The sequence below is a fragment of the Nostoc sp. FACHB-280 genome (genome assembly GCF_014697615.1).
Lineage (GTDB): Bacteria > Cyanobacteriota > Cyanobacteriia > Cyanobacteriales > Nostocaceae > Nostoc_B.
Genome location: NZ_JACJSD010000025.1, coordinates 15,328 through 38,976, shown reverse-complemented (window position 1 = coordinate 38,976; position 23,649 = coordinate 15,328). Strand labels below are relative to the sequence as shown.

Below are 23,649 nucleotides of genomic sequence, written 5' to 3'. Positions count from 1 at the left end.
GGCAAAGCGTAAAATTATTCCAAATTACTCTTGAATAATTGACATATTTTGATACAATTCTAGCACGTATTGTTTTTTTTCGCCCGCAGAGTTATCATCAAGCGTCTCGTTTCATAGCTGTTGCGAATGTGCAGAATCAAGATTAACTAAGCAAGGTTGAGTTAAATAAAAGAATTATCCAAATTTTCCCAAAAATAAAGTTAATTTGCCTAAATACTATTTATAACCAACTTCAATTAACAAGAGGTTAATAATGACCGTCAGTTAACGATTCAAGCTATAGCAATCCTAGTTTGATACGTGAACAACACAGACAAGGGCAAGGGAGAGATATTGGTAATTCATTTAGGAATGCTAAAGACAAAACCAACAGCAATCACAGCAATGTAACGGGATTTTAATATCATCTGTTGATTATCGGTTTACCGGGGCTATCATAATACAGTTCAATTATCAATGTTGAGTTTCACAGATGACATTTCAACAATTAGCGATCGGTAGCTATTTTCGTCTGCCTGGAGTAAGTTACAGTTGTGTATATCGCAAAGCCAGTTATTCTTATTGTAGTCGTAATAAAGTATTACAACCAATTCGTCCTACAACAAAAGTTATTCCTTTAAATGCCAAAGAAATTGCTAAATATTTAGCAGAGCAGAAAGAATTTCTAAATCAACTCAAGAAATCCAAAATTGATTAGGCTTTGGCAGTATAAAGGCTAATAATATAGCAGTCCTATTTGATTACGCACACAAGAGACAAGGGAGACAAAGCAGAGATGTTTGTTTGTGAATCATTTAGGATTGGTATAGCTAAAAAAGCTAGATAAATATTTATTTTTAGCAGTGATTAATTAATTACTTCTTGCTGAGACTTCATTTGAGCCGCAATTAAAGGCACTTTAGGCGCTAGAAAAAAGCCCACTAAACTAGCAAATAAAATTGGTGTAAATGGACTAAAACTAGTGAGCTTTGAGAGTAACAAAGTTGTACTGATGGGTGTGCGCGTTACTGCTGCGTTCAGTGCCGCCATTGTACAAATCATTGCTAAAGCAGGATTAATGCCCGGAATCAAAATTACCACAGCTTTACCAATACAAGCACCAGTGAAAAATAAGGGGATAATAAATCCACCACGCCACCCACCTGTGACTGTCATACTAATAGCCGCCATTTTACCCAAAGCCAGTGTTAACAGAAAAATTCCCGAAAAACTAGTTGTCAGCACAGTTTCTAATTCTTCATGGCCAAAATAACGGGTGAGAGGTAAGAAAGTGGCTAAACTACCAATTCCCAACCCGGCTAATGTAGTGCGTAAATAAATAGGGACAGAAATACGGTGAAAAACGCTGTCGCAGGTGCGAAAAATCCCGATGAAAATCCATCCTGCGATCGCCCCAATCATCCCAAACAAAATCGCCAAGGCAAAATCATCGATATTCTCCAAGCGATATTGGGGAAAATGCCAAGTTGGTGCAATTCCTAAATGAGTAATCGCCGTAAATACCAAATAACTAGCACAACTAGATACAATCGCCGGCATTAAGGCTTCGTAATATTCCACAACATGCTGATGATGCAAGATTTCTAAAGCAAACATCGCCCCGCCCAGAGGTGCGCCAAACAAAGCCGTAAAACCAGCCGCCATCGCCGCCAAACTCATCGATCGCAAATCTTCACCTTCAAGTTTTAGGCGATCGCCTAGCCAAGTTCCAAAGGAACCTGTAACCTGCACCAATGGCGCTTCTGGGCCAGCACTTCCACCAGCCGCAATACTAACTAAAGAAGCTAGAATCATCGAGGGGTTTTTTCGCCCATCCAAGCGTCCACCACGAAAATGAATATTATCCACAATCACAGCGATTTCACCTGGATTGCCTAAAAAATGAATCACTAGCCCCACAATTAAACCAGCCAGTGGCATCACAATTAGCAAACTTAAACCTTGGAATTTTTGCAACTGATGAGTTAACAGTTCTAAAACATTCCAGTACAACCCTGCAAATAAACCACTAACCGTCCCTACTACAACCCAACGCAACACCCAGCGAGAAATCATCAAGGGATTACGCCTTGACAGTCCGAACAGTTGCGTTAATGCCCAACTTTGAGGTTGATTATTTGGGGGCGGCGGATTTAATGGCACTGTTGATATCCTTTTGATAAAAACTAAAATAATGAAGATTTACTACTATCTTGTACAATATTTCCGTTATCCCTGTTTACTCTAGCAGTCATAAATACTGACAAACAAATCAACTGACCCAGCCCTACTCTCTATTTGCTGCTGAGATGAATAGTTTATAAATCCCATAAGTTTGGTATATCATTGAGCAATTTAGATTTTTTAGGGGTTGCATCATGACTCATGTAAATTTTGACCTACTGCCAGAAATATCAATTATTATTTGTACCTACAATCGCGGCAAATATTTAAATCGTTGCATTAATAGTGTGCTTGCCCAGACTTTTCAAGATTGGGAACTAATTATAGTAGACGATGGCAGTAACGATAATACCTTTGAAATTGTAGACCAATATATTAATGTTTTTCCCAATATTCGTTATCTAAAACATCAAAACAAAAAACAGTGTTATGCCAAAAATGCTGGTATTCAAGCATCTTTTGGGAAATATATCACATTTTTAGATAGTGATGACACCTATTTGCCAGAGCATCTAGATTTACGCATTAAATATATGCGGCAGTATCCAGAAATTGATTTAATTGAAGGTGGATTTCTGGCAGATGAAGAAATTTGGGTAGCAGATTACTTTCAACCAGGTAAAAAAATCAATCTGCGAGAGTGTGTACTCGGTGCTACCTTTGTGGGCAAGAGACAAGTATTTTTTGAATTGCAAGGCTTTAATAATATGGGTTATGGAGAAGATACCGACTTTTGGGAAAGAGCTAATCAAGTCTTCAAAACTCAAAAACTACCGCAATTCCAAACCTATGTCTATACCAGAGCAGAAACTAGCATTTCTAGAAATTTTTCACAAGCAGTTTCTCAATCTGAATAAGTACTAACATTATGTAATCATAAAACACCTCAGAACTTGGGAATTTGTGCGACTCAATTCACCAAGTTCACACTGCATTTATTTTTCCACAAAACTGTGAAATTTTTTGCCCAATCTTGTCAACCTATTATCTCCTAAAAATAAGGTTACATTATTTTTTCTATATGAAGCTGACTATTTTTTCTCCTATTATGAAAATTACTTACAAGTTTTTTAGGTCTATTAGGCAAGTTGTTATTTTGCTGACGATTTTATGTTTCAGCCTCATCTTGTTATCGAGTTGTCAGGCAAACGTCCCGCAAAATGATCAAGTTACTCGCATAACCCTATGGCATGGAATTAATCCACCTGTAAATCGTGATGTATTTCAAAAACTAGTAGATAAATTCAATCAAACTCATTCTGATGTCCAGGTAGAATCTATTTATGCTGGTCAACTTGATCAACAAATGCCAAAAATTTTAACAGCATTTGTCGGTAAAGTACCTCCAGATATTCTGACCTTTTCCCCACAAATTACAGGCCAGTTGATTGAACTCAACGCCATTCGACCGTTAGAAGATTGGCTAGACAATTTGCCTCTCAAGTCAGATATTACCCCTAACCTCTTAGACGAATTAAAGTTAGATGGTCATTTATGGTCAGTACCATTGTCTACGAGTAATATCGGCATTTTTTACCGTCCCACACTCTTTAAAGCTGCGGGTATTACAAACACACCCAAAACTTGGCAAGAATTGCGAGAAGCTGCCAAAAAATTGACTGTAGACCGCAATGGTGACAACAAACCAGAACAATATGGAATGTTACTACCTATGGGTAAAGGAGAATGGACGGTTTTTAGCTGGTTTCCCTTTTTATCGAGTGCAGGCGGTGAAATTGTCCGCAATGGTGTCCCAAATTTAAATAACCCGCAAGCAATTCACGCGCTTCAGTTTTGGCAAGACTTATTAAAAGATGGTTCTGCAACTCTTTCACCACCAGAACGCGGCTATGAAGAAGATGCTTTTCTTCAAGGACGTGTAGCTATGCAAATTACTGGGCCTTGGACTTATATCACCAAGTCTCAGATAGACTATCAAGTATTTCCCATACCTAGAGATGTTGAACCTGCAACTGTCACAGGTACGGGTAACTTTTATGTGATGAAAACTACGCCAAAAAAAGAGAAAGCAGCACTAAAGTTTTTAGAATATGTTTTGACTGAAGAATTTCAAACAGAATGGTCTATTGGTACAGGTTTTTTGCCAGTTAATCTCAAATCTGCTCAAAGCGAGGCTTATCAGCAATATATAAAGCAAAAACCTTGGATAAAAGTTTTTTTAGATCAAATGTCTGTAGCTCGCTCTCGGCCTACTTTAGCCGGATATAGTCGTATATCTGACAGTCTTGGTCGAGCCATTGAGGCGACTTTGCTAGGTGATTCTCCTCAAGTTACACTTAAGCAAGCTCAAGAACGTTTAGAACTGATTTGGGGAAAATGAAACAGAGCAGATTTACACAAATTTTATAGAAAGTCATGATTTGTGAAGTCGCTCATTGTGATCACCACAAAAGGCGATGATTGAATGTTGTATTTACCAGTGGTGAATTTGAGACTTTTACGAAATATTTGATTTTTAGTTCTTGCCCTAATTTATGATGGCTGATACCAGCTTATCTAAAGACATAAATTATGGTTTTAGACATAAAAATTTTATGAAGCTTAAGTAAAAACACTTGCTTGGGATGGTTTTTCAGATAAAAGTATTCTTTATCAGCATCAATAGCAGGACTTAGCTTCAGTCATCTTTTTATTTTTGATTGCAACGGCAGGTTAATGATAATCTGTTCCGTAATTTTTTTATACTGTGCTTTTTGTTCAACTTTGTAATCTTCACAAGAGCCAATAAAATGAAGAATCTTGGTTTGACGAATACTTTACTAGTGGCTAGTGCAGGAGCCACTCTTGTTTTTGCTGCTAGTCCATCTCACGCCGCAGTGATCAATATTTCAGATTTTACGGGATGGCAGAGTACTGGAAATGTTAACTTGAGTAATGAGCAAGCTGCTCTGTTTACTGGTGATGGTATGTCTAGTAATGGCGTTTCTGACGCTGCTCTAGAGGCATTCTTGGGACTAACTAAGGGAACTTTAGATGCTTTTAATGGTCAAAATGTCACTGATGGTTCTGCCATTAAAAACACGCTGACAGTCCAAGCTGGAGATGTTTTGACATTTGATTGGCATTTCCAAGCTGGTGACTATTTACCTTACAACGATTTTTCTTTCTTCTCTGTTGGTACTTCTCTGAATAGACTGGCTGATGTACTTCAGGTAGGTAATTTTGGACAAACTGCGTCTCGAACTGCTTACACATTCACCACAGGCGGCACTTACACTATAGGATTTGGGGTAGTAAATACATTCGATCGGTCTTTGGGATCAAATCTCATTGTTCGTCGTTCTGGTGGTGATGAGCCTGTTCCTGAACCTGTGACTATTGTCGGTTCATTAGCAGCAGGGGCTTTTGGTGTGGTTTTACGCTATAAGAAAAAGCAACAAGAAAAAGCGAACTCGGATGTGTGACCAAGCAATCTCTACGTTTGTGTATATATCAATCCAAGTATATATACACTTTAATGTAAATAAATGCTAATAAAGAGCGATCGCCCATCGCTCTTTATTTATGTCAAACTAGAGACTACAAAATTTGATAAGTCATTGTACCTGTACCCAATTTGTGAGATTCTAGATAATCGCCGCTATTAAACTTCAATTCACTGGGTAACAAACTTAGATGTCTCCTTCACGTTAGCTACAGATACGCCCCTACCAGACTCTCAGACGTGGGTATTGATGCGTTTGGTGAGATTGCTTACAAGCAGAGTTTTAGGTTATCGAAGGTCAAGCTGACCAATAATTTTATGGATTTGGAGAATACAGAAAATACTGGTGCAACCCGCAAATAAATATGTGTCGATTTTGCTCCAGAATTAACCATCCCCTAAACTTTTAACTGTTATTTGACTATTAGGACAAAGACATGGAAGATAAGCTGATGTTGATGATTCCTGGCCCAACACCAGTGCCAGAAGCTGCTTTACTTGCTTTAGCTAAACATCCCATCGGACACCGCACCAATGAGTTTAGTAACATTTTGGCAGATGTGACGGCTAACCTGAAATGGCTGCACCAAACTGAAAGCGATGTGCTGATGTTGAATGTTAGCGGTACAGGTGCGGTAGAAGCTGGGATCATTAATTTTCTATCCCCTGGCGATCGCATTTTAGTTGGTAGTAATGGTAAATTTGGTGAACGCTGGGCAGAAGTCGGCCAAGCCTACGGGTTAAATGTCGAAACCATTACCGCCGAATGGGGTCAACCTTTAGACCCAGCGCAGTTTGCTGCAAAACTACAAGCCGACACAGCCAAAGAAATTAAAGCTGTTATTGTCACCCACAGCGAAACCTCCACAGGCGTTCTCAATGATTTAGAAACCATCAACCGCCACGTTAAAGAACATGGTGAAGCTTTAATTATTGTGGATGCTGTCACCAGTTTGGGCGCATTTAATTTACCTGTGGATGCTTGGGGATTAGATGTCGTCGCTTCCGGTTCTCAAAAAGGTTATATGATTCCCCCTGGCTTGGGTTTTGTGTCTGTCAGCGCCAAAGCTTGGGAAGCTTACAAAACAGCTAAATTGCCCAAATATTACCTAGATTTAGGCAAATATAAGAAATCCACTGCTAAAAATACCACTCCTTTCACTCCCCCAGTTAATCTAATTGTGGCACTGCATACCACCTTGGGAATGATGAAAGAAGAAGGTTTAGAATCTATTTTTGGCAGACATGAACGCCAAAAGAATGCGACACGCGCTGCTATTAAAGGTTTAAACTTGCCCTTATTTGCAGATGATAGCTGTGCTAGTCCAGCCATTACCGCCGTAGCACCACCAACTATTGAAGCGGATAAAATTCGCTCGTTGATGAAAAAACGCTTTGATATTGCCTTAGCTGGTGGTCAAGACCATTTGAAAAATAAAATTTTCCGCATTGGTCACTTGGGTTTTGTGAGCGATCGCGATATCCTTAGCTGCATAGCATCCCTAGAAGTTGTACTGCTAGAACTCGGTTATGAAAACTTTACTCCGGGTGCTGGTGTAGCGGCAGCAGCTAAAGTATTAAATGGTTAATAATCAGTGGTGATTGGTCTATAAATTAAAAGAGCGAGTAGAATTACCATCTTTCACTCGCTCTTTCAACCTGGACTTACATAAATAGGCTTGGTAAAAGTCAGTTTTCCTGTATATCAGCCTTGGAAAAAGGCCGTTTGGATGTGACATACCTGATTTTCTCCTGCAAGAGTTTTCATACTTAAACAGTTTCTAACCAATCGTAAATTTGTTCTAACTGTTCCATCGTAATCAACCCATACTGCCAAAGAATCATCGGTAAAGGCCCTGGGTCTTGTTCCCGATGCCGTAAAGCTACTGCCAAAGATGCTGCCGAAATTGACAAATCTTCCTGTAAAAAATGAATCAGCCTTGAATATGTTGATGGTGACATTTGTAACTCACCTCCTTGTCTAGTGTGTACGCTCATAAATCAATTCACCATTCCTCTTTTGTCCGCAGCTACTACTTCAGTTGAGACTGTGCAATTACCGGATTAAGATCCGAAAATATTGCTTATATAATCCGCAAATAGAACAATTTCCCTAAAAAACTAGGAAATTCCTGGCTTTCAATCATCGGGTTGCTCAGTTTTTTAGTAGCATCTTCGGCAAGTTAAATAAGTGTCATGCTGAATTTGCCTGAGTGTTCTATTTAATTACACATTGAGTAACAAACATTCCATAGCCTATGCTCCCTTATGCCAGACTGTTTACACTTACGCCAAAAGGAAGATTTTTTACTATGAAACCTTAAGATTGTTATTTTACCTCTTAAGTAGTTTTTTTTACTATTTTTGTCATCATATTAGATGCTTGAAAAATAATTTGCGAGTTCACATCTACTTAACAGTTTTTTTACAGAAAAATTATTGATGAAATGTTGCTATGGCTAATTACACCAAGGTTTTTAAGTCTTATTACCGTAAGCTACTGTGATTTAAAAACTTAATTTTGACATTATCTCCTATTTTGAGTTTTAATTCTTTGGCTCGCCCTGCACGTAATTCTATTACAGTATCAACAGGTACGTTTGGCCCGTAAGTGGCACAAGGCTCACTAGCACAAGGTGGTGCAGAAGCCTGAATATATTTGATTACGCCATTTTGTAAAAAGACCATATCCAGTGGCACAGGTACATTTTTCATCCAAAACTGCACAGGCTGTGCAGATGGAAACTTAAATAACATCCCGCGATTATCTGGCAACGCAGGTCTATTCATCAAACCTTTTGCTTGCTGTTCTGGAGTCACCGCCACTTCTAACTCAATAGTTGTACCGTTGGGAACAACTGCTTTAGCTGAAATTGGTAGTGTTTGACCAGTTTGCTGCACTGCAATGGGAGTCTTGGCTGTTGTTTGCGTAGAACATCCCATAAGAAACAGACTGAGCATGATTGGCAGTAAACTTAGCCAACGTATCATAAAATTTGCCATTTTGTTATTTAAATTTTGATTTTACAGAATTTCCCCCAGAAAGCCCACTTCTTTTAGTATCTTTTTTGGTCTTATGGCCAGTTATGTCGTATTGGTAAAAGACTTATCATCAGGGCTGCAAAGGGTCAGGGAGCAGGGGAGAAAGTTAAGCAGAAAAGTAGGTTGGATGGAGCGATAGCGTAACCCAACAAAGTATGCGCGGATGTTGGGGTGTAGGGGTGGGTAGTTAAGTTAAGATAGCGCCTCCCATTAACCTGTCATACCGATATTTCAACTCTTCTTTCATCAAATACCAGCGTTCTAAGGTAACATCAATCTCGATAACTTTCTCTGCTGCTTGCCGCGCTAAGATTAATACTTCTTCATCTTCAACTAAACTCGCTAGGGTAAAATCTGGCACACCCGATTGGCGAGTTCCCAATACTTCACCAGGGCCACGAAAGCGCATATCCATTTCGGAAATGAAGAACCCATCCTGAGATTGTTCCAATACTTTCAACCGTTGTTGAGCATCAGGGCTTCTAGAACTACTCATCAACAAACAATAAGACTGCGCCGCACCCCGACCAACACGCCCCCGTAGTTGGTGCAGTTGAGATAAGCCAAATCGCTCTGCATTTTCAATGAGCATCACAGTAGCATTCGGTACGTCTACCCCAACTTCTACTACTGTGGTAGATACTAAAATTTGCGTTTTGTTATCTCGAAAGTTGGTAATGGCTTCGTCTTTCTCGGCGGAACTCATCCGCCCGTGAAGTAAACCGACTTGAAATTCGGGAAAGACGGTTTCTTGTAACTTTTGATGCTCATCTACTGCCGATCGCAAGTCTAATTTCTCAGATTCTTCCACTAAAGGCAATACCACATAAGTTTGTCTACCTTGGGCAACTTCCCGGCGGATGAGGTCGTAAGCATGGCTACGCTGCTGGCTGGTCAAGGCTGTAGTTTGAATTTTCTGCCGTCCTGGTGGTAATTCATCAATTTGGCTAACATCCAAATCTCCGTGAATTGTTAGTGCTAATGTCCGGGGAATGGGAGTCGCAGTCATTGTTAAGACATGGGGTTGTTCGCCTTTTTGTTGTAGTAACGCCCGTTGTTTGACCCCAAACCGATGTTGTTCATCAATGACTACCAAACCCAAGCGGTGAAAGTTTACCGGGTCTTGAATTAAGGCGTGAGTTCCCACTAACAAGGGTAATTGCCCTGTGGCTAACAATGAATGAATTTCTCGGCGTTTGGCAGTTTTGGTGGAACCTGTGAGCAATTCCACAGGCAAATGTAATAAATTAAACCAGCTAACTAACTTACGATAATGCTGTTCTGCCAAAACTTCTGTCGGAGCCATCAAAGCCGCTTGGTAGCCAGATTGAATTGCCGCTAAAATTGCTACCACCGCCACAACGGTTTTACCAGAACCAACATCGCCTTGTACCAAACGATTCATAGGTGTGGTTTTTTGCAAATCATTCAAAATATCATTCAGGACTCGTTGCTGTGCGCCAGTCAGTTGAAAAGGTAAGATTTTATAAAATTTTTCAATTAATTGCCCTTTAGGCGCAAGTACGGCACTGGTTTGAATGGCTTTGGCTTGTTGCTGACGTTGGAGTAAGCCGAGTTGTAGATAGAAAAACTCATCAAAGACCAGACGACGACGAGCAGCTTGTAAAGTATCGCTATCAGAGGGAAAGTGAATATTAGCGATCGCATCTTTCAATTCCATCAAATTATACTTTTCTCGCAAACCTTTGGGCAAAGGGTCTTTGAGAACAGCCGCAGCAGGTAAAGCTGCAATCACGGCTTGGCGCATCATATTCGCCATTATCCCTTCGGTCAGGGCATAAATTGGCACTACCCGCCCAATAGTCAACGACTCAATGGTGTCTCCTGGATGTGCCAAAACTTCTAGCTCTGGGTTATCCAACGTCAAGCCGTATTTACTTTCTTTTACTAACCCACAAGCCGCCACCACACTACCAACTGGGTAACGGCGTTTCATACTTTCTTGCCAACCACGACTGGTAAACCGCGCCCCTGCCGAAAAGCGACCGACTTTAATTTGTCCGCTATTATCTTTTAGTACCAGTTCTAAAATTGATAATTTTTGATTTTTCGGGCTAGTGAAACAATTACAACGCTTCACACTAGCCACAATAGTGACTGTCTCACCCGCCTGTAACTCGCGGATATTGACTTGACGCGCATAGTCAATATGGTCACGGGGATAGTAAAACAGCAAATCTCTCACCGTGTACAAACGCAAAGCCGCTAATTTGTCGGCTTTGCGAATACCTATTTCTGGCAAGTCGCTGAGTTTTTGGTCAATTCTGGGCGCTAGTCTGCGACTGACTTCATTTACCACAGGCGTAGAATTGGGAATTTTCGCTTTATAGTTTCTTCCCTGCTTCTCTAATTCCTCTGGGTCTTCTAGTTGTTTTTGCAGTTGGTCAAGATACCTGCGAGTTGTAGCAATTAAGTTTTGTCTGTCTTTGACTGCCAAATTAGGATAGTCGGCAAATTTTGTGGCTAATTCTTGCCAACGGCGACGCTCAACAGCAGGCAAAGCCGCCGGAAATTTCCCAAAAGTCAAACTGAGAAATTCACTAAAGCGGTATTGTCTGCCCATCAAGTCTGTAAAGCTATGTTCTGCTTCTACAGCCAAGGCTTTATGTAAGCGTATCCAATCTGGTGTGTCATTAGTCATTGGTTATTTGTCATTGGTCATTAGTCATTGGTCATTGGTCATTGGTCATTAGTCATTAGTCATTGGTCATTAATATTTATACAAAGGACAAATGACAAAGAACAAATGACAAATAACTAATCTTCATGCCAACTTGAGCGCCAAGCTGCTTCGGCTTCTGCAATGGAACGTTCCCGTTGCTTTTTTTGATATTCTCGTCCGAGTTTTTGGAGTTGTACTAAGATATTCCGAATTTGTTTGCGGCTAGATGCTAGGGTCGCGTCGGCAAATTCAATTTCTCCTAGCCGCAAATTAATTGTCATAATCTGTGTCAAACTCGATTCGTCTTCATCTTGCTCGTTGTCAATTTCAATGACCAAGTTGAGGAGATTTGGCGGCCCTGGCATAACTTCGGCGGCTGCTTCTGAGGCTGCGGCGGCGGCTTCTAAAATTGGTTCTGGGACTTTTTTGGGCAGAATATCAGCTTGTTGCAACAACACATTTGTATCATGAGAAACTTTTTTGAGCGCCTGTTGTGTTAGCTCTTCCAAGTGATTTTGCCATTTGGCTATTTCTACAGGGTTAGAAGAATTAGGAGGATTGAGTTTTGGGTTTTCAGTCACCAGATATTCTTCTGCCTCGTTGCCCTCATTTTCATCTTCTGTCACTATTTCACCATTCATATAGGTGATTAATTCTTCAGATAACTGTTTTCCGCGTTTGCGGATGGCTTGTTGCAATTTCTGCCGTTGATTCAGCGACAAGTTTAAAAAGTTTTCGGGATATCCCTGAGTACACAGATGGTAACTTGCCAGAATCAACTGCTTCCGCACAGCTTCACCTAAAAGGGTGAGATAAACAGTATAAGCACTTTGGAGTTCTGCCGCGATCGCACGTATCGCTTCTTCCAGCATCGCCAAATCCCGGTCAATTCGCTCAATTGCTCTCGCCATATCTTTTCTTACTTGCCCATCATCCAATTTTAGATTTGAGATTTTGCGAAAAGTTGCGTGGGCGGGTTCCCCGACTCGAAGCACACTTTTCAAGACGGATTGAGAATTGCTGTATGTATCTAGCTTCTATCAATCATTTTCTAAATTGGTATTAGCATTAATATGGTACAAATGTACGCAGTTATTTTCTAATAATAAAATACAGGCCAGTTAGTGTAACTGACCTGTTTGAAAAAGTTATTTGTCATTTGTCCATCACTAATGACTAATGACCAATGACCAATAACTAATGGCTAAAAACCAAATTACTTCGCCCCGATTTGAGCTGCAACTTCATCAGCAAAGTTAGTTTCTTGTTTTTCAATACCTTCGCCGAGGATGTAGCGCACAAAGCGACTAACTGTGACTTCTGCGCCAACTTTAGCCTTAACTTGCTTGACCAATTCTTCTACAGAAATACTTTGGTCACGGATATAAGGCTGATCGAGCAAAGTCATTTCTTTGAGACGTTTTTCAATCCGTCCTTGAACAATCTTTTCTCGGATGTTCTCTGGTTTGTTTGCCAAATCATCCTTGCCCATTTCGATGTCCTTTTCTTTTTGGACAACATCAGCAGGGATTTGATCTACGCCGACATACTCAACGTTGGGACAAGCTGCAACTTGCATAGCAACGTTTCGTGCCAATGCTTGGAAATCTTCGTTAGCTGCGGCTGACTCAGAGACAGATTCTAATTCAACTAATACACCAACACGACCGCCAGTGTGAATGTAGCTATCTACTACTCCGGTTTTACCATCTGCTACTGCAAAGTTAACAAAACGGCGTACTTGGATATTTTCACCGAGTGTAGCAATGCTTTGCTTGATGAATTCATCTACAGTAACGCTGTTATTTTCAATGTAAGGTTGAGCCAGTAAAGACTCAACACTTGCAGCAGTGGCGGCTTGCTGTGCTAGGCTCTTAACCAAAGATTTAAAAGCTTCATTACGAGCAACGAAATCAGTTTGGCAGTTAATTTCTATCAGTACACCTACTTTACCATCAGGCTGAATGTAAGTGTCTACTAGACCTTCAGCTGCAATGCGATCGCTTTTTTTGCCCGCAGAAGTGATACCTTTTTTACGTAGCCAATCTATCGCTTGTTCGATGTCGCCGTCATTTTCTTTCAGCGCCTTCTTGCAGTCCATCATGCCGGCACCAGTTTTTTGGCGTAGCTCTTGGACGAGTTTTGCAGATATTTCCGCCATGTTGCCTCAATTCCTAACTTGACCTAGAGTTTTTATCGCTTACGGGCGTTGAGTATTTCTATCTTACTCAGAAAGTGAAGACACTCTGAATTCTGAAAATTTATTCAATAGAATTCAGGAGTCAGTACTCACAATTCAGAATGAATGCTGTGAACAGTAGGATATGAACTCTAACTAAATTCCAGCCTTCATTATTCTGGCTCCTGAATTCTGACTTCTGAAGTCTATTCCATTTTCATACTTTATTCGTCTTCGTCTTCGTCGTCAGGAATTAACGAGTCTGAGTAATCACTTTCGTCGTAATCGTAATCTTCCTCAGCGCCTTCGTAATCGTCGTATTCTTCTTCTACATCCAGTTGGCCATGACGACCTTCATAAATTGCATCTGCCAACTTGCCAACTATCAGCTTAATGGATCTAATAGCATCATCATTCGCTGGGATAGGAATATCCACAACATCTGGGTCGCAGTTGGTATCCAACATAGACACAATGGGAATTGACAGTTTTTGACATTCTTGAACTGCGTTATATTCCCGGCGTTGGTCTACAATTATTACCACATCAGGGACTTTCCGCATGGTTTTAATCCCGCCCAGGTATTTTTGTAGCTTCGCCATTTCCCGACGCAGCATCGAAGCTTCTTTTTTCGGCAACAAATCTAAAGCGCCGTTTTCTTCCCGACGTTCTAAATCCTTCAGCCTTTCTACCCGTGTTTTAATAGTTGACCAGTTGGTGAGCATTCCACCCAACCAACGCTGGTTAATATAGTGAGCGCCACAACGAGATGCTTCTTGAGCAATGATTCCTGCTGCTTGACGCTTAGTACCAACAAACAAGAATTTCTTACCTTGCTCCGCTTGGGTTCTCATGTAGTTGTACGCGTTATCCATCAACTGGGCTGTTTGCACCAAGTCGATGATATGTACACCATTGCGAGCAGTGTAAATGTACGGAGACATTTTTGGGTTCCAGCGACGGGTTTGATGCCCAAAGTGAACCCCTGACTCCATCATTTGAGCCAATGAAACGACTGGCATATATTCTTAACTCCTATTCGGGTTAAACCTCCACCCAGGTGTATTTTCCCAAGAGAAAACACCCGAACTCCTGGATGTGCGGAATTTAGACAACTCTACTAGGGTAACACAAATCATTTATATCGGTTAACAAGTCCTTCCCAATGTTTAACAGCAACACCAGCCGCATAGATTAGAGATAATATTTCCAGCACAACAATTTTCTATCATCTATGACTCAAGCCATACCCAAGCTAGTAACCTTTGATGAATTTGTGGATTGGCTACCTGAAAACTCAGGTGTACGCTACGAACTACATAATGGAAGTATTGTTGAAATGGCACAACCAGTAGGAGACCACGAAGAAATCAAGGGTTTTGTCGCAAAAAAAGTAACAGTTGAGTTTTCTCGATTAGATATTCCTTTCTTTATACCCAACCAAGTTATAGTTAGACCTCTGGAAAAAGATTCTGGTTATTTTCCTGATGTGTTAGTGATAAATCAGGCAAATTTGGCAAATGAACCATTATGGAAAAAAGCATCTACCATCACTTTGGGTGCATCAATACCTTTGATTATTGAAGTTGTATCAACCAACTGGCGAGACGATTACCACTTAAAATATGCTGACTATGAGGAGATGGGTATCGCTGAGTATTGGATTATTGACTATGCGGCGTTGGGTGGACGTAATTTTATTGGTAATCCCAAACAACCAACAATCTCTGTTTGTAATTTAGTTGATGGAGAATATCAGATTAGTAAGTTTAGAGATAGCGATCGCATTATTTCCCCAACTTTTCCCGAATTACATCTGACTCCAAATCAAATTTTTCAAGCTGGGTTGGTATAAATTTTGAATTTGCACTGTCGACTGAAAAAATCAGATAAAAAATGCGTAGATTGGATTTTACTCAGTACCCTGCAAAAAGCCAGCAAAAATCCAACCTACACAAATTTAAAATTAACTGAATTAATTAACGCCGTCTGCTACCAAAACCACCACTGCGGCTAGGAGTCCGACTACGGCCACCACTACCAAAACTACTACCGGAATTGCGTCGGGTAGTACTCGATTTACCTGATGGTTGCAGTTCACTAGCACCATAACCAGAACCACTAGGACGGTTAACTGTAGTTCTGCGAGGGGTGGTAGTGCGGACGTTAGAACCACTAGGATAGGTGTTTCTAATATTGCCAGTGGTACGGAAAGCTGTACGGTTTCTTACTGCTGCGGGTGGTGCATTATAGCGGCTGCGGTAACTGCTAACTGCTTGGTCGTAGCTAGAACCATAACCACCAAAACCAGTTAATCCGCCTGGTTGATAAACAGGGGGTACATAATATTGGGGTCTAAATAACAGACTACCAATTGCTTGACCTGCTATACTCCCAGCCAGAGAACCAGCAAAGGGCGACCAAAAACTGTTTTCTTGTCGAACGACAACCGTTTCTTGTCTTCCTGTTTGGGGGTTGGTTTGGGTTTGAGTTACGTTGTGGACGTACTCAATTTTGAAATCTTCTGTAAGGTATAAAGCTGGCTGGCTGTTTTCTACTTTCAGGTAAGATTTTTGACCTGCTTTAATTTCGTCATCGGTCAGCCTGGCCATTTGCAAGTTTTCGGTTGTAAAGGTGGGAGGCGTGCTGTTTAGTAAAAACAGTGTATATTCTCCCGTTCCATCGTCATAGGTAGCTTGTTGTACTTGATACTGACCATCGCTTAATCTGGTGGCAGTAGAAGTTTGGCTAACATTCCGGCCTGTAGAAGTAGTTTGCTCTCCACCGCCGCAGGCAACAGTTGTTATACACAAACTCAAGGCTAAAACAACAACTGTGAATTTACGTAATATGGTCATGATCATTGCAGTATTGTCTTATCTCCGAGCTTAACAACTTCTTAAAATGGTTGGTGTGCGGACAACCCAACAATTTACAAAGGTATCAATTCTGGGTAATATTGCAACAAGTCATCGTTGCTCAGTTCATCGCCTAGTTGTGCTGGTGAAAAATGTACTTGAATAGCTCTGAGTTTATGTTTGTAGTGCAGATTAATCAAGGCTTTTAAACCTTCTTTGAGTGCGCGGATATTCGCTAGGTCTGTTTCTAACTCTGGTACTTCACCTTCCAAAGCGACGGTAATCATCACCACAACATTGCGTGTAACTGGAATAGATAAAGGTTCATCAAAGTCAGATGGAGAATCCCAATCAATGTCAGCACCGTATCTTTCGGCCGAGTCAGTAAATAACTCGTTGATATAATCTCCTGCTTCGCCTTCACTCCAAAATACGTCGCCTTCGTTGGCAGCAGACATCCAATCTTGATCGTAGCGCAGAAGGGTTTCGCACAGTTCGACTAATGATTCTCCTAAAACCTGCATATCGCCTTCAGAATCGATCGCATCTCTCGCACCACGATTTAATACACCTAAAATTGGTGCAACATCTGACCCACCCAAGTGAACAAATAATCGACAGACTACATAGCGAGTCCGTCCAACCATTTTGTTAAAGGTATCACGCATTTGCTACCTCCAAAAATTCGTTTCTGGTAAAACCTGAGATTTTCTGAGCAAAACAGAATTCAGGAGCCAGGAGCCAGAAGTCAGTATAAATTCTGGTCAAGCAGTACCGTCTTGGTGATGTCCTCAATGAGCGGCTGCATCCAGTCACAGAACAGATGAATAACTAAATGTAAAACGCCCACTTTCTGATTTTGACTTCTGAATTCTGATTCCTGAATTCTCCTTTATTCATTGATATGGTGAAAGCTTTTGAGAAAATCTACAACTATATTTAACGAAAGTGATGCAATGGTGGCAGTATCAGAAGTCTTATCTGTTAAAAATGCAGCATCGAGTTGCGAGGTATGAATAAATTTTTTCCCAAAGTAGGGATTATCATATACTGTCAGGGTTTGGGCGCTGGAATTGGTTAAGATTGTTTGCGTAGGCGCTCGAAAGAAATTTAATTTTGCTGCTAATTCCAGATTTTTTTTCATTTGCCGAATCGTCTGAGCCTGACTAATAGCTTCTTCGATGAGTGTGGTCAGTGGCTTCACCCGATGGGATATTTTGCTGTCTAGGTTAGGAACATCTTTTTTATTCAGTATCTCTACCACTTGATAAATGCTTTTGTGCGTATTGCTGGCATCTCTAAAGGGGAGAATGGCTAGACAGGCTGTAGGTAATAAAGCTTCATCGCTGTCTACTCGGAATGTGAATACAGTCCGGCGACGGCCAATTTCCATGCTGGGGGGTTGTTTGATGATGCGATATTCTTGAGCAATGTGGAAGTAAGCACCAGCAAGGGCAAAGTTAGCTTCTGGTTCTAAGGCTGCATCGACGATAATTCTAATGGTTGGGGGAGTTTCGTTAAAAAATTCCCGTGGGTCGTCAGCTTCAAATTTTTGGATGATCGAGCGATCGCCTTTTGGACTAAGATCAACCCATTCACAAATCATTCCTTCTGTTTTTAACCCAAACCGAGAGGCAGAATGCAGTTTTGCCCCGGTTAAGGTTGCGCCTGTTAAATCAGCACCAACCCATTCGGCTTTAATTAATGTCGCCTCAGTTAAGTTGGCATGTACAAAACTTGTATTGGTTAAATTAGCATTGCTCAAGTTCGCCCCCATCAAGTTCGCACCACTCAATTTTGCGCCGCTTAAATCAGCCCAACTAAGGTTTGCGCCACTCAAATCAGCCCAACGCAGGTTAGCACCACTTAAATCAGCCCCACTGAGGTTAGCATGGGTGAGATTTGCCTGTTTAAATTCTGCATCACGTAAATTAGCACCACTGAGGTCGCTACGATGTAAGTCGGCGGCGTTTAAGTTTGCCATCTCTAAGTTCGCACCAGCCAAGGTACAACCTTTTAAGATTGTTTCATGCAAGTTAGCGCGACGAAGATTAGCTTTACGCAGGGTGGCTTCACGTAAATCAGCATTACTCAAGTTAGCTTCAAATAAGTCAGCACGACTGAGTTCGGCGCGAATTAACTCCGCACGTACTAAAGAAGTACCCCGCATTTGGGCGCGGCTGAGGTCAGAACGAATTAAGTTTGCCACATTCAAACTGGCGTGATTCATGTTTGTACCCACAAAATTCACGCCACTCAGTCGGGCGACATTCAACTTAGCATGGCTCAAATTAGTCTCGCTGAGATTCGCCCCACTGAGATTAACTACACTCAAATTAGCATGACTCAGATTGATACCACTGAGTTTGACACCACTCAGGTTCGCTTCGCAAAGTTCGATTCCACTAAAATCTGTAACCCCTGCTGCGTATTGTTCGAGTAATTCCTCTACAGTCATTGATGCTACCCATAAATATTAAGTAAAAAGTTAAAAGGCAAAAGACTTAAATTTATTTCCTTAGTTGGTAAAGTATGCAGAATATACGTAAAAAATACGCAGTCTAAATCAATTATGAATATTGGTATTTTGGGTTTGGGATTGATAGGCGGTTCTTTGGGTTATGATTTGCGATCGCAAGGTCATCATCTCTTGGGGGTCAGTCGCCGGGAATCTACCTGTCAAACAGCCGTAGCCCTTGGCAGTGTAGATGAGGCATCTGTGGAAATGAGTTTGTTAGCAGCCGCAGACGTAATTTTTATTTGTACGCCTATCGCCCTTATTGTTCCCCAAGTTGAACAGTTAATTACACATCTTTCTCCCGCTACGATTATTACTGATGTGGGTTCGGTGAAAGCACCAATAGTCGGGGCAATTTCACCGATGTGGGAACGGTTTGTGGGCGGTCATCCAATGGCGGGAACGGCTGATAGTGGTATAGAAGCGGCGCAAAAAAATTTATTTGTTGATCGACCTTACGTACTCACACCAGATGCCCATACGCCCCAAGATGCGATCGCTATTTTAGAGGAGATTGTGCGATCGCTGGGTGCAAAAATTTACCACTGTCAACCAGCACAACATGACCGCGCTGTTAGTTGGATTTCACATTTACCTGTAATGGTGAGTGCGGCTTTAATTACTGCTTGTATGGGTGAAACTGACCCCGCAGTTTTACAATTAGCGCAAAATTTAGCTAGTTCTGGGTTCCGCGATACCAGCCGAGTCGGTGGTGGCAACCCTGAATTGGGAGTGATGATGGCAAAATATAATCGCCAAGCCTTGCTGAGTTCATTGCAACAATATCGCCAAAATATTAATGAAGTTATTAACTTGATTGAACAAGAAGATTGGAACACCCTAGAAGCAAAGTTGCAGTCAACCCAACAAGCAAGACCTTTGTTTACAGAGTAAGTAGGAATTGAAATTTTCGCATTCCAAAATACTGAAGCAAAAAATAGCGATCGCTATCATGGTCTATGAGGAGAAGGACTAAATTAAACCTAACTGAAGATTACCGGGTTTCGACACCTCGGCAAGCTCAGTGCATCGCTTCGCTCAACCCTCGTCTAGTCGAGTATTTTTCTTTTTCCCCCCGCCCCCTGCACCCTGCACCCCTGCCTCATTTCCTACTCCCCACTCGCCACTCCCTACTCCCCACTCCTGACTTCCCACTTTTCCTCGACCCTAATATTAGAGTAAAGTAAACAAGTGTAAAGAAGTATCACTTTTCTCTCCTACTTTTTAAAACAACTTGTTCACTTTTAGTGTTGATATTTGTATAAGAGAATCCATGCAGTCTTGTTTTTGGCGACGAATTTTAGTATCTATTGGCATATTTTTGGTGGCTGGGTCAATTTGGTTAACAAATCCTTCCGCAGCACTGGCTTATGACAATCCTGATTTATTACCTAACTTCCAAACTCCGGTTATTGATTTAGCGAAAACGCTGACTGATATTCAGGAAGACAAGCTAGTTTCAGATATCAAGCAATTTGAAACCGATACTGGCTGGAAACTGCGAGTATTAACTCAGTACGATCGCACCCCTGGTCGAGCAGTGATCAATTATTGGGGTTTAGATGATAAAAGTATCCTGCTAGTTGCTGATTCTCGTGGCGGTAACATTCTCAGCTTTAGTGTGGGCGATGCTGTTTATGAGCTTTTACCCCGGACATTTTGGATAGAATTACAAACTCGTTTTGGTAACTTGTACTTTGTGCGGGAACAAGGCGAAGACCAAGCAATTTTACAAGCCCTCGACTCAGTTAAAGGCTGCTTACTCAAAGGCGGTTGTAACGTTGTACCTGGACTACCTAGAGAACAGTGGATTCTTACCCTAGTGACCTCAGTCATTGGTGGGATAATTTGTGGATTTGCCGCCCAACCCCGCAATGACAAACAAATTGTTGCTTGGCAATGGGCATTAATTTTCTCGCCATTATGGGGAATTTTGTTTATCGCCTTCGGTATTGGGCCAGTTGTAACGCGCACTAGTGATTGGCTACCCCTAGTCCGAAATATTTCTGGCTTTTTCATTGGTGCTTTAGTGGCTTACCTATCCCCTGTGTTCAGTCGTCCTTCTTCGAGTGCGGAGTTGTGATTGTTGGTAGTTATAACAAAGGGTGTAGGGTATGAGGGTGTAAGGGTTTAGAACACCTACACCCTTACACCCAGCCTGAAATGATAACCTCTTGTGTAAGTCCTGTTGATTTTGACTCAGCATTCACTCTTAGCTGATAAGCTGAAAGCTGGTATATCGGCGCTGAATAGTGATGGAATGGCACGTAACTGATGCTCAAAGTTTAGCAATCATCGACAGTGAAATTGGCGATCATGTCTTTTCACCCGCAGAGTATGAAATTGTGAGGCGGGTGATATACGCCACTGCTGACTTTGAATATAAATCTTTAATTCGGTTTTCGGAACATGCTTTACAAGCTGGTGCAGCAGCATTAGCAGCACGCACCACAATCGTAGTAGATGTCCCAATGGTACAGGTAGGTATTGCTTCCGACATCCAAAGCACGTTTGCTAACCCAGTCTATTGCAGCATGGAAACTGTCACACGTCCGCAAAAGGAAAAAACGCTGGCAGCATGGGGGATTGAAACTCTCGCCAAGCGTTATCCAGAGGGCATTTTTGTAGTTGGTCAGGCGCAAACAGCACTAACAGCACTAATAGATTTGATTGAAGCGGAAGAAATTCGCCCAGCTTTAATTATTGCGACTCCAGTCGGATTTATTGATGTAGATACTGATAAAAGCCGCCTGCAAGATTCTCTAGTTCCTTATATTACTATTGAAAGTCGTAAAGGAAATGCCGTTGTTGCTGCTGCTGTTGTTGATGGACTGGTAGATTTAGCTTGGCAAGCTTACGGACAGAATGCGAGTCGGGGAAATTAGGAGAAGGCAGGAGGCAGAAGGCAGAAGGCAGAAGGAGAAATATTAAATTTCATACTTCACACTTCATACTTCACTCTGTTTTCCGCCGCCGTCGACGTGGTCTATCTTGTTGGTCTTCGCGGATGCGGCGGCTGGTTTCTGAAAAGAAGTCTCGGCGGAGATAGGGATAATCGTTAACCCAGATGTCGCGGCTGGGAATGTAAACATCGCTGAAATCTTCAATGGTGCCTAAATCGGCACGATTGGACATAACAATCATTTCCGCTATTTGACCACGGGCGATCGCTTTATGATAAGGCCGCAGAGGTGCATCTAACTCAACGCTAAACCCTGTATCATCACCTACCTCTAGATTTATTCGTTTTTCCCGGTTTTCCACAATTACCAATTCGCCTTTGCTGTTGACAGTTTCTTGTTTACCAATCAATCTGTCTGTAATCCACCAATCTAATATTCGTCCCCGGAAAAAGCCACTGTACTTATAACGACGACATTTAGCATTCCGCACACTGGCTTGAAACACTGGGTACCACAGCCAAAACATTGCTCCAATAACCCCCAATAAAAATAAAATGGGGCCAAAATCCAGCCCAAACAGGGCTTTCACCAGTAAAATCACAACTACAGAAACTACCGAAACTAATAGTCGCTGTAAAAAATTAGAAAATTTCCCCCAGTAATACTTGTACTGCTGACCAGTAGCAATGAGGGGGATGATTTGTTCAAATTTCTGGCGAGTCAGTGGAACAAGCATGGGTGCTGGGTGTTGAGTGCTAGTTTTTAACAAGGAGTCAGAATTCAGGAGTCAGAATATTCTGGATTCTGAATTCTGCATTCTGCATTCTTCTTTTAAAGTATCTTTTCTAAACCATACACTAACGACTTTAACTGTGAGACTTTGCGAATTGCCAGTAATACACCGGGCATATAGCAGGCGCGATCGCTTGTATCATGGCGTAAGGTATAAATTTGACCAGCAGCACCAAAAATTACTTCTTGATGAGCGATCAATCCTGGCAAGCGTACACTATGAATTCTAATCCCTTCATCAGCTAGGCTGCCTCTAGCTCCCGGTATTTTCTCGGTTTCATGGACAATTGCAGGGTTAAAAGTTTTACCCATTTCTGCTAGTAACTGAGCAGTTTGAATTGCTGTACCACTGGGTGCATCAGCTTTTTGGTTGTGGTGCAATTCGATAATTTCTACATGGTCAAAATATTGCGATGCGGTGACGGCGGCTTGTTGGAGTAACACCATCCCAATGGAAAAATTAGGAATAATCAAGCAACCAGTACTGGCTTTTTCGGCGAAGTCAGCTAAATCTTGAATTTGTGCGGGACTTAAGCCTGTAGTTCCGACAACCGGACGAATGCCATAGGCGATCGCACTTCGTACATTGTCATACACTGAATCAGGATGGGTAAAGTCTACTATGACTCCTGGTGGTAGCTGTCGCTCACCCGCCACGTACCCTAACATCGGTTCTAATTGGTCAGTAATTGGTACTTCTAAAGGTTCACTTAAACCGGCAAGTTCCCCAGCATCTTTACCTTGAAGTTCGGGGTTACGGTCAATTGCACCCATCAAAGTTAAATCAGGTGCTTGGGCGACTGCTTTGACTACCTCACGACCCATTTTGCCAGCAGCACCGTTAATAATCACCGGAATCGGAGTTTGATTTGTCATAAGTCAATGGTCAATGGTCAATTATCCATTGTCCATAGTAAACTACTTACGCACTAAGATTGTCTGTGGAAATTGGGTGAAGGGGTTTGAGGGTGAAGGGGTGTAAGGGAAGGGTCTTGAACACCACTATAGGGAAGTCAGCAGTCAAAAATCAGAGAATTTTTGACTTTTAACTTTTTACTTTTGACTT

General features: G+C 41.6%; 21 protein-coding genes. 9 read left to right on the top strand and 12 right to left on the bottom strand.

Annotation, left to right across the window (positions count from 1 at the left end; translation table 11 throughout):
• The first annotated feature begins 472 nt into the window (after nt 1-472).
• On the top strand, nt 473-697 hold the full coding sequence (locus H6G75_RS18575) for a hypothetical protein (RefSeq protein WP_190981486.1): 225 nt from the start codon (nt 473-475) through the stop codon (nt 695-697).
• A gap of 149 nt (nt 698-846) precedes the next feature.
• On the opposite strand, the gene H6G75_RS18570 is transcribed toward H6G75_RS18575, so the two are convergent.
• Complete coding sequence (locus H6G75_RS18570) at nt 847-2,142, bottom strand: chloride channel protein (RefSeq protein WP_313934865.1); 1,296 nt, start codon at nt 2,140-2,142, stop codon at nt 847-849.
• Nucleotides 2,143-2,357: 215 nt separating this feature from the next.
• Here H6G75_RS18570 and H6G75_RS18565 point away from each other — a divergent pair, with 215 nt between their 5' ends.
• The 4 genes from H6G75_RS18565 (at nt 2,358) to H6G75_RS18550 (ending at nt 7,197) form a co-directional block, all read left to right on the top strand.
• Nucleotides 2,358-3,020 carry a glycosyltransferase family A protein gene (locus tag H6G75_RS18565; RefSeq protein WP_190981485.1) on the top strand — a complete coding sequence of 221 codons (663 nt, stop codon included), beginning with the start codon at nt 2,358-2,360 and terminating at the stop codon, nt 3,018-3,020.
• A gap of 191 nt (nt 3,021-3,211) precedes the next feature.
• Nucleotides 3,212-4,504, top strand: coding sequence for an ABC transporter substrate-binding protein (locus H6G75_RS18560; protein WP_242051567.1), 1,293 nt, complete (start codon nt 3,212-3,214; stop codon nt 4,502-4,504).
• A 409-nt stretch (nt 4,505-4,913) separates the two neighbouring features.
• Entirely contained in the window at nt 4,914-5,588 is a 675-nt protein-coding gene (locus tag H6G75_RS18555; protein ID WP_190981483.1) for a PEP-CTERM sorting domain-containing protein, read from the top strand.
• A gap of 457 nt (nt 5,589-6,045) precedes the next feature.
• The gene (locus tag H6G75_RS18550; protein WP_190981482.1) at nt 6,046-7,197 is read left to right on the top strand and encodes an alanine--glyoxylate aminotransferase family protein; all 1,152 of its coding nucleotides are present in this window, start codon (nt 6,046-6,048) and stop codon (nt 7,195-7,197) included.
• A 181-nt stretch (nt 7,198-7,378) separates the two neighbouring features.
• Here H6G75_RS18550 and H6G75_RS18545 read toward each other — a convergent pair whose 3' ends face one another.
• From H6G75_RS18545 to rpsB, 6 genes are all read right to left on the bottom strand, one after another.
• Nucleotides 7,379-7,606: a DUF2949 domain-containing protein gene (locus H6G75_RS18545; RefSeq protein WP_190981481.1), complete on the bottom strand. Its 228-nt coding sequence runs from the start codon at nt 7,604-7,606 to the stop codon at nt 7,379-7,381.
• A 489-nt stretch (nt 7,607-8,095) separates the two neighbouring features.
• On the bottom strand, nt 8,096-8,599 hold the full coding sequence (locus H6G75_RS18540; protein ID WP_190981534.1) for a DUF192 domain-containing protein: 504 nt from the start codon (nt 8,597-8,599) through the stop codon (nt 8,096-8,098).
• 238 nt (nt 8,600-8,837) lie between these two features.
• Nucleotides 8,838-11,312 carry an ATP-dependent DNA helicase RecG gene (recG, locus tag H6G75_RS18535; protein ID WP_190981480.1) on the bottom strand — a complete coding sequence of 825 codons (2,475 nt, stop codon included), beginning with the start codon at nt 11,310-11,312 and terminating at the stop codon, nt 8,838-8,840.
• A 116-nt stretch (nt 11,313-11,428) separates the two neighbouring features.
• Nucleotides 11,429-12,244, bottom strand: a complete 816-nt coding sequence (locus H6G75_RS18530) for a hypothetical protein (protein WP_190981533.1) — start codon at nt 12,242-12,244, stop codon at nt 11,429-11,431.
• 305 nt (nt 12,245-12,549) lie between these two features.
• Nucleotides 12,550-13,494 (bottom strand): translation elongation factor Ts, encoded by a 945-nt coding sequence (gene tsf, locus H6G75_RS18525; RefSeq protein ID WP_190981479.1) that lies wholly within the window; start codon nt 13,492-13,494, stop codon nt 12,550-12,552.
• A 242-nt stretch (nt 13,495-13,736) separates the two neighbouring features.
• Entirely contained in the window at nt 13,737-14,534 is a 798-nt protein-coding gene (gene rpsB, locus H6G75_RS18520) for a 30S ribosomal protein S2 (protein ID WP_190981478.1), read from the bottom strand.
• 212 nt (nt 14,535-14,746) lie between these two features.
• On the opposite strand from rpsB, the gene H6G75_RS18515 reads away from it, so the two are divergent.
• Nucleotides 14,747-15,367, top strand: coding sequence for a Uma2 family endonuclease (locus H6G75_RS18515; RefSeq protein WP_190981477.1), 621 nt, complete (start codon nt 14,747-14,749; stop codon nt 15,365-15,367).
• A gap of 124 nt (nt 15,368-15,491) precedes the next feature.
• Here the strand turns inward: H6G75_RS18515 and H6G75_RS18510 are convergent, their stop codons facing one another.
• The 3 genes from H6G75_RS18510 to H6G75_RS18500 all read right to left on the bottom strand — a co-directional run bounded on the left by H6G75_RS18510 (nt 15,492) and on the right by H6G75_RS18500 (nt 18,828).
• Complete coding sequence (locus H6G75_RS18510) at nt 15,492-16,376, bottom strand: hypothetical protein (RefSeq protein ID WP_190981476.1); 885 nt, start codon at nt 16,374-16,376, stop codon at nt 15,492-15,494.
• A 68-nt stretch (nt 16,377-16,444) separates the two neighbouring features.
• Nucleotides 16,445-17,038, bottom strand: coding sequence for a DUF1517 domain-containing protein (locus H6G75_RS18505; RefSeq protein ID WP_190981475.1), 594 nt, complete (start codon nt 17,036-17,038; stop codon nt 16,445-16,447).
• 224 nt (nt 17,039-17,262) lie between these two features.
• Nucleotides 17,263-18,828, bottom strand: a complete 1,566-nt coding sequence (locus tag H6G75_RS18500) for a pentapeptide repeat-containing protein (RefSeq protein ID WP_190981474.1) — start codon at nt 18,826-18,828, stop codon at nt 17,263-17,265.
• Between the two features lie 114 nt (nt 18,829-18,942).
• On the opposite strand from H6G75_RS18500, the gene H6G75_RS18495 reads away from it, so the two are divergent.
• The 3 genes from H6G75_RS18495 to H6G75_RS18485 all read left to right on the top strand — a co-directional run bounded on the left by H6G75_RS18495 (nt 18,943) and on the right by H6G75_RS18485 (nt 21,773).
• Nucleotides 18,943-19,782, top strand: a complete 840-nt coding sequence (locus H6G75_RS18495; protein ID WP_190981473.1) for a prephenate/arogenate dehydrogenase — start codon at nt 18,943-18,945, stop codon at nt 19,780-19,782.
• Between the two features lie 379 nt (nt 19,783-20,161).
• Nucleotides 20,162-20,971, top strand: coding sequence for a TPM domain-containing protein (locus H6G75_RS18490; RefSeq protein WP_190968836.1), 810 nt, complete (start codon nt 20,162-20,164; stop codon nt 20,969-20,971).
• 172 nt (nt 20,972-21,143) lie between these two features.
• Nucleotides 21,144-21,773, top strand: a complete 630-nt coding sequence (locus H6G75_RS18485; RefSeq protein WP_190968837.1) for a precorrin-8X methylmutase — start codon at nt 21,144-21,146, stop codon at nt 21,771-21,773.
• Nucleotides 21,774-21,843: 70 nt separating this feature from the next.
• Here H6G75_RS18485 and H6G75_RS18480 read toward each other — a convergent pair whose 3' ends face one another.
• Both H6G75_RS18480 and dapB read right to left on the bottom strand, forming a co-directional pair.
• The gene (locus H6G75_RS18480) at nt 21,844-22,527 is read right to left on the bottom strand and encodes a phosphate ABC transporter permease (RefSeq protein WP_190981472.1); all 684 of its coding nucleotides are present in this window, start codon (nt 22,525-22,527) and stop codon (nt 21,844-21,846) included.
• Between the two features lie 95 nt (nt 22,528-22,622).
• On the bottom strand, nt 22,623-23,459 hold the full coding sequence (gene dapB, locus H6G75_RS18475; RefSeq protein WP_190981471.1) for a 4-hydroxy-tetrahydrodipicolinate reductase: 837 nt from the start codon (nt 23,457-23,459) through the stop codon (nt 22,623-22,625).
• Nucleotides 23,460-23,649 lie beyond the last annotated feature (190 nt).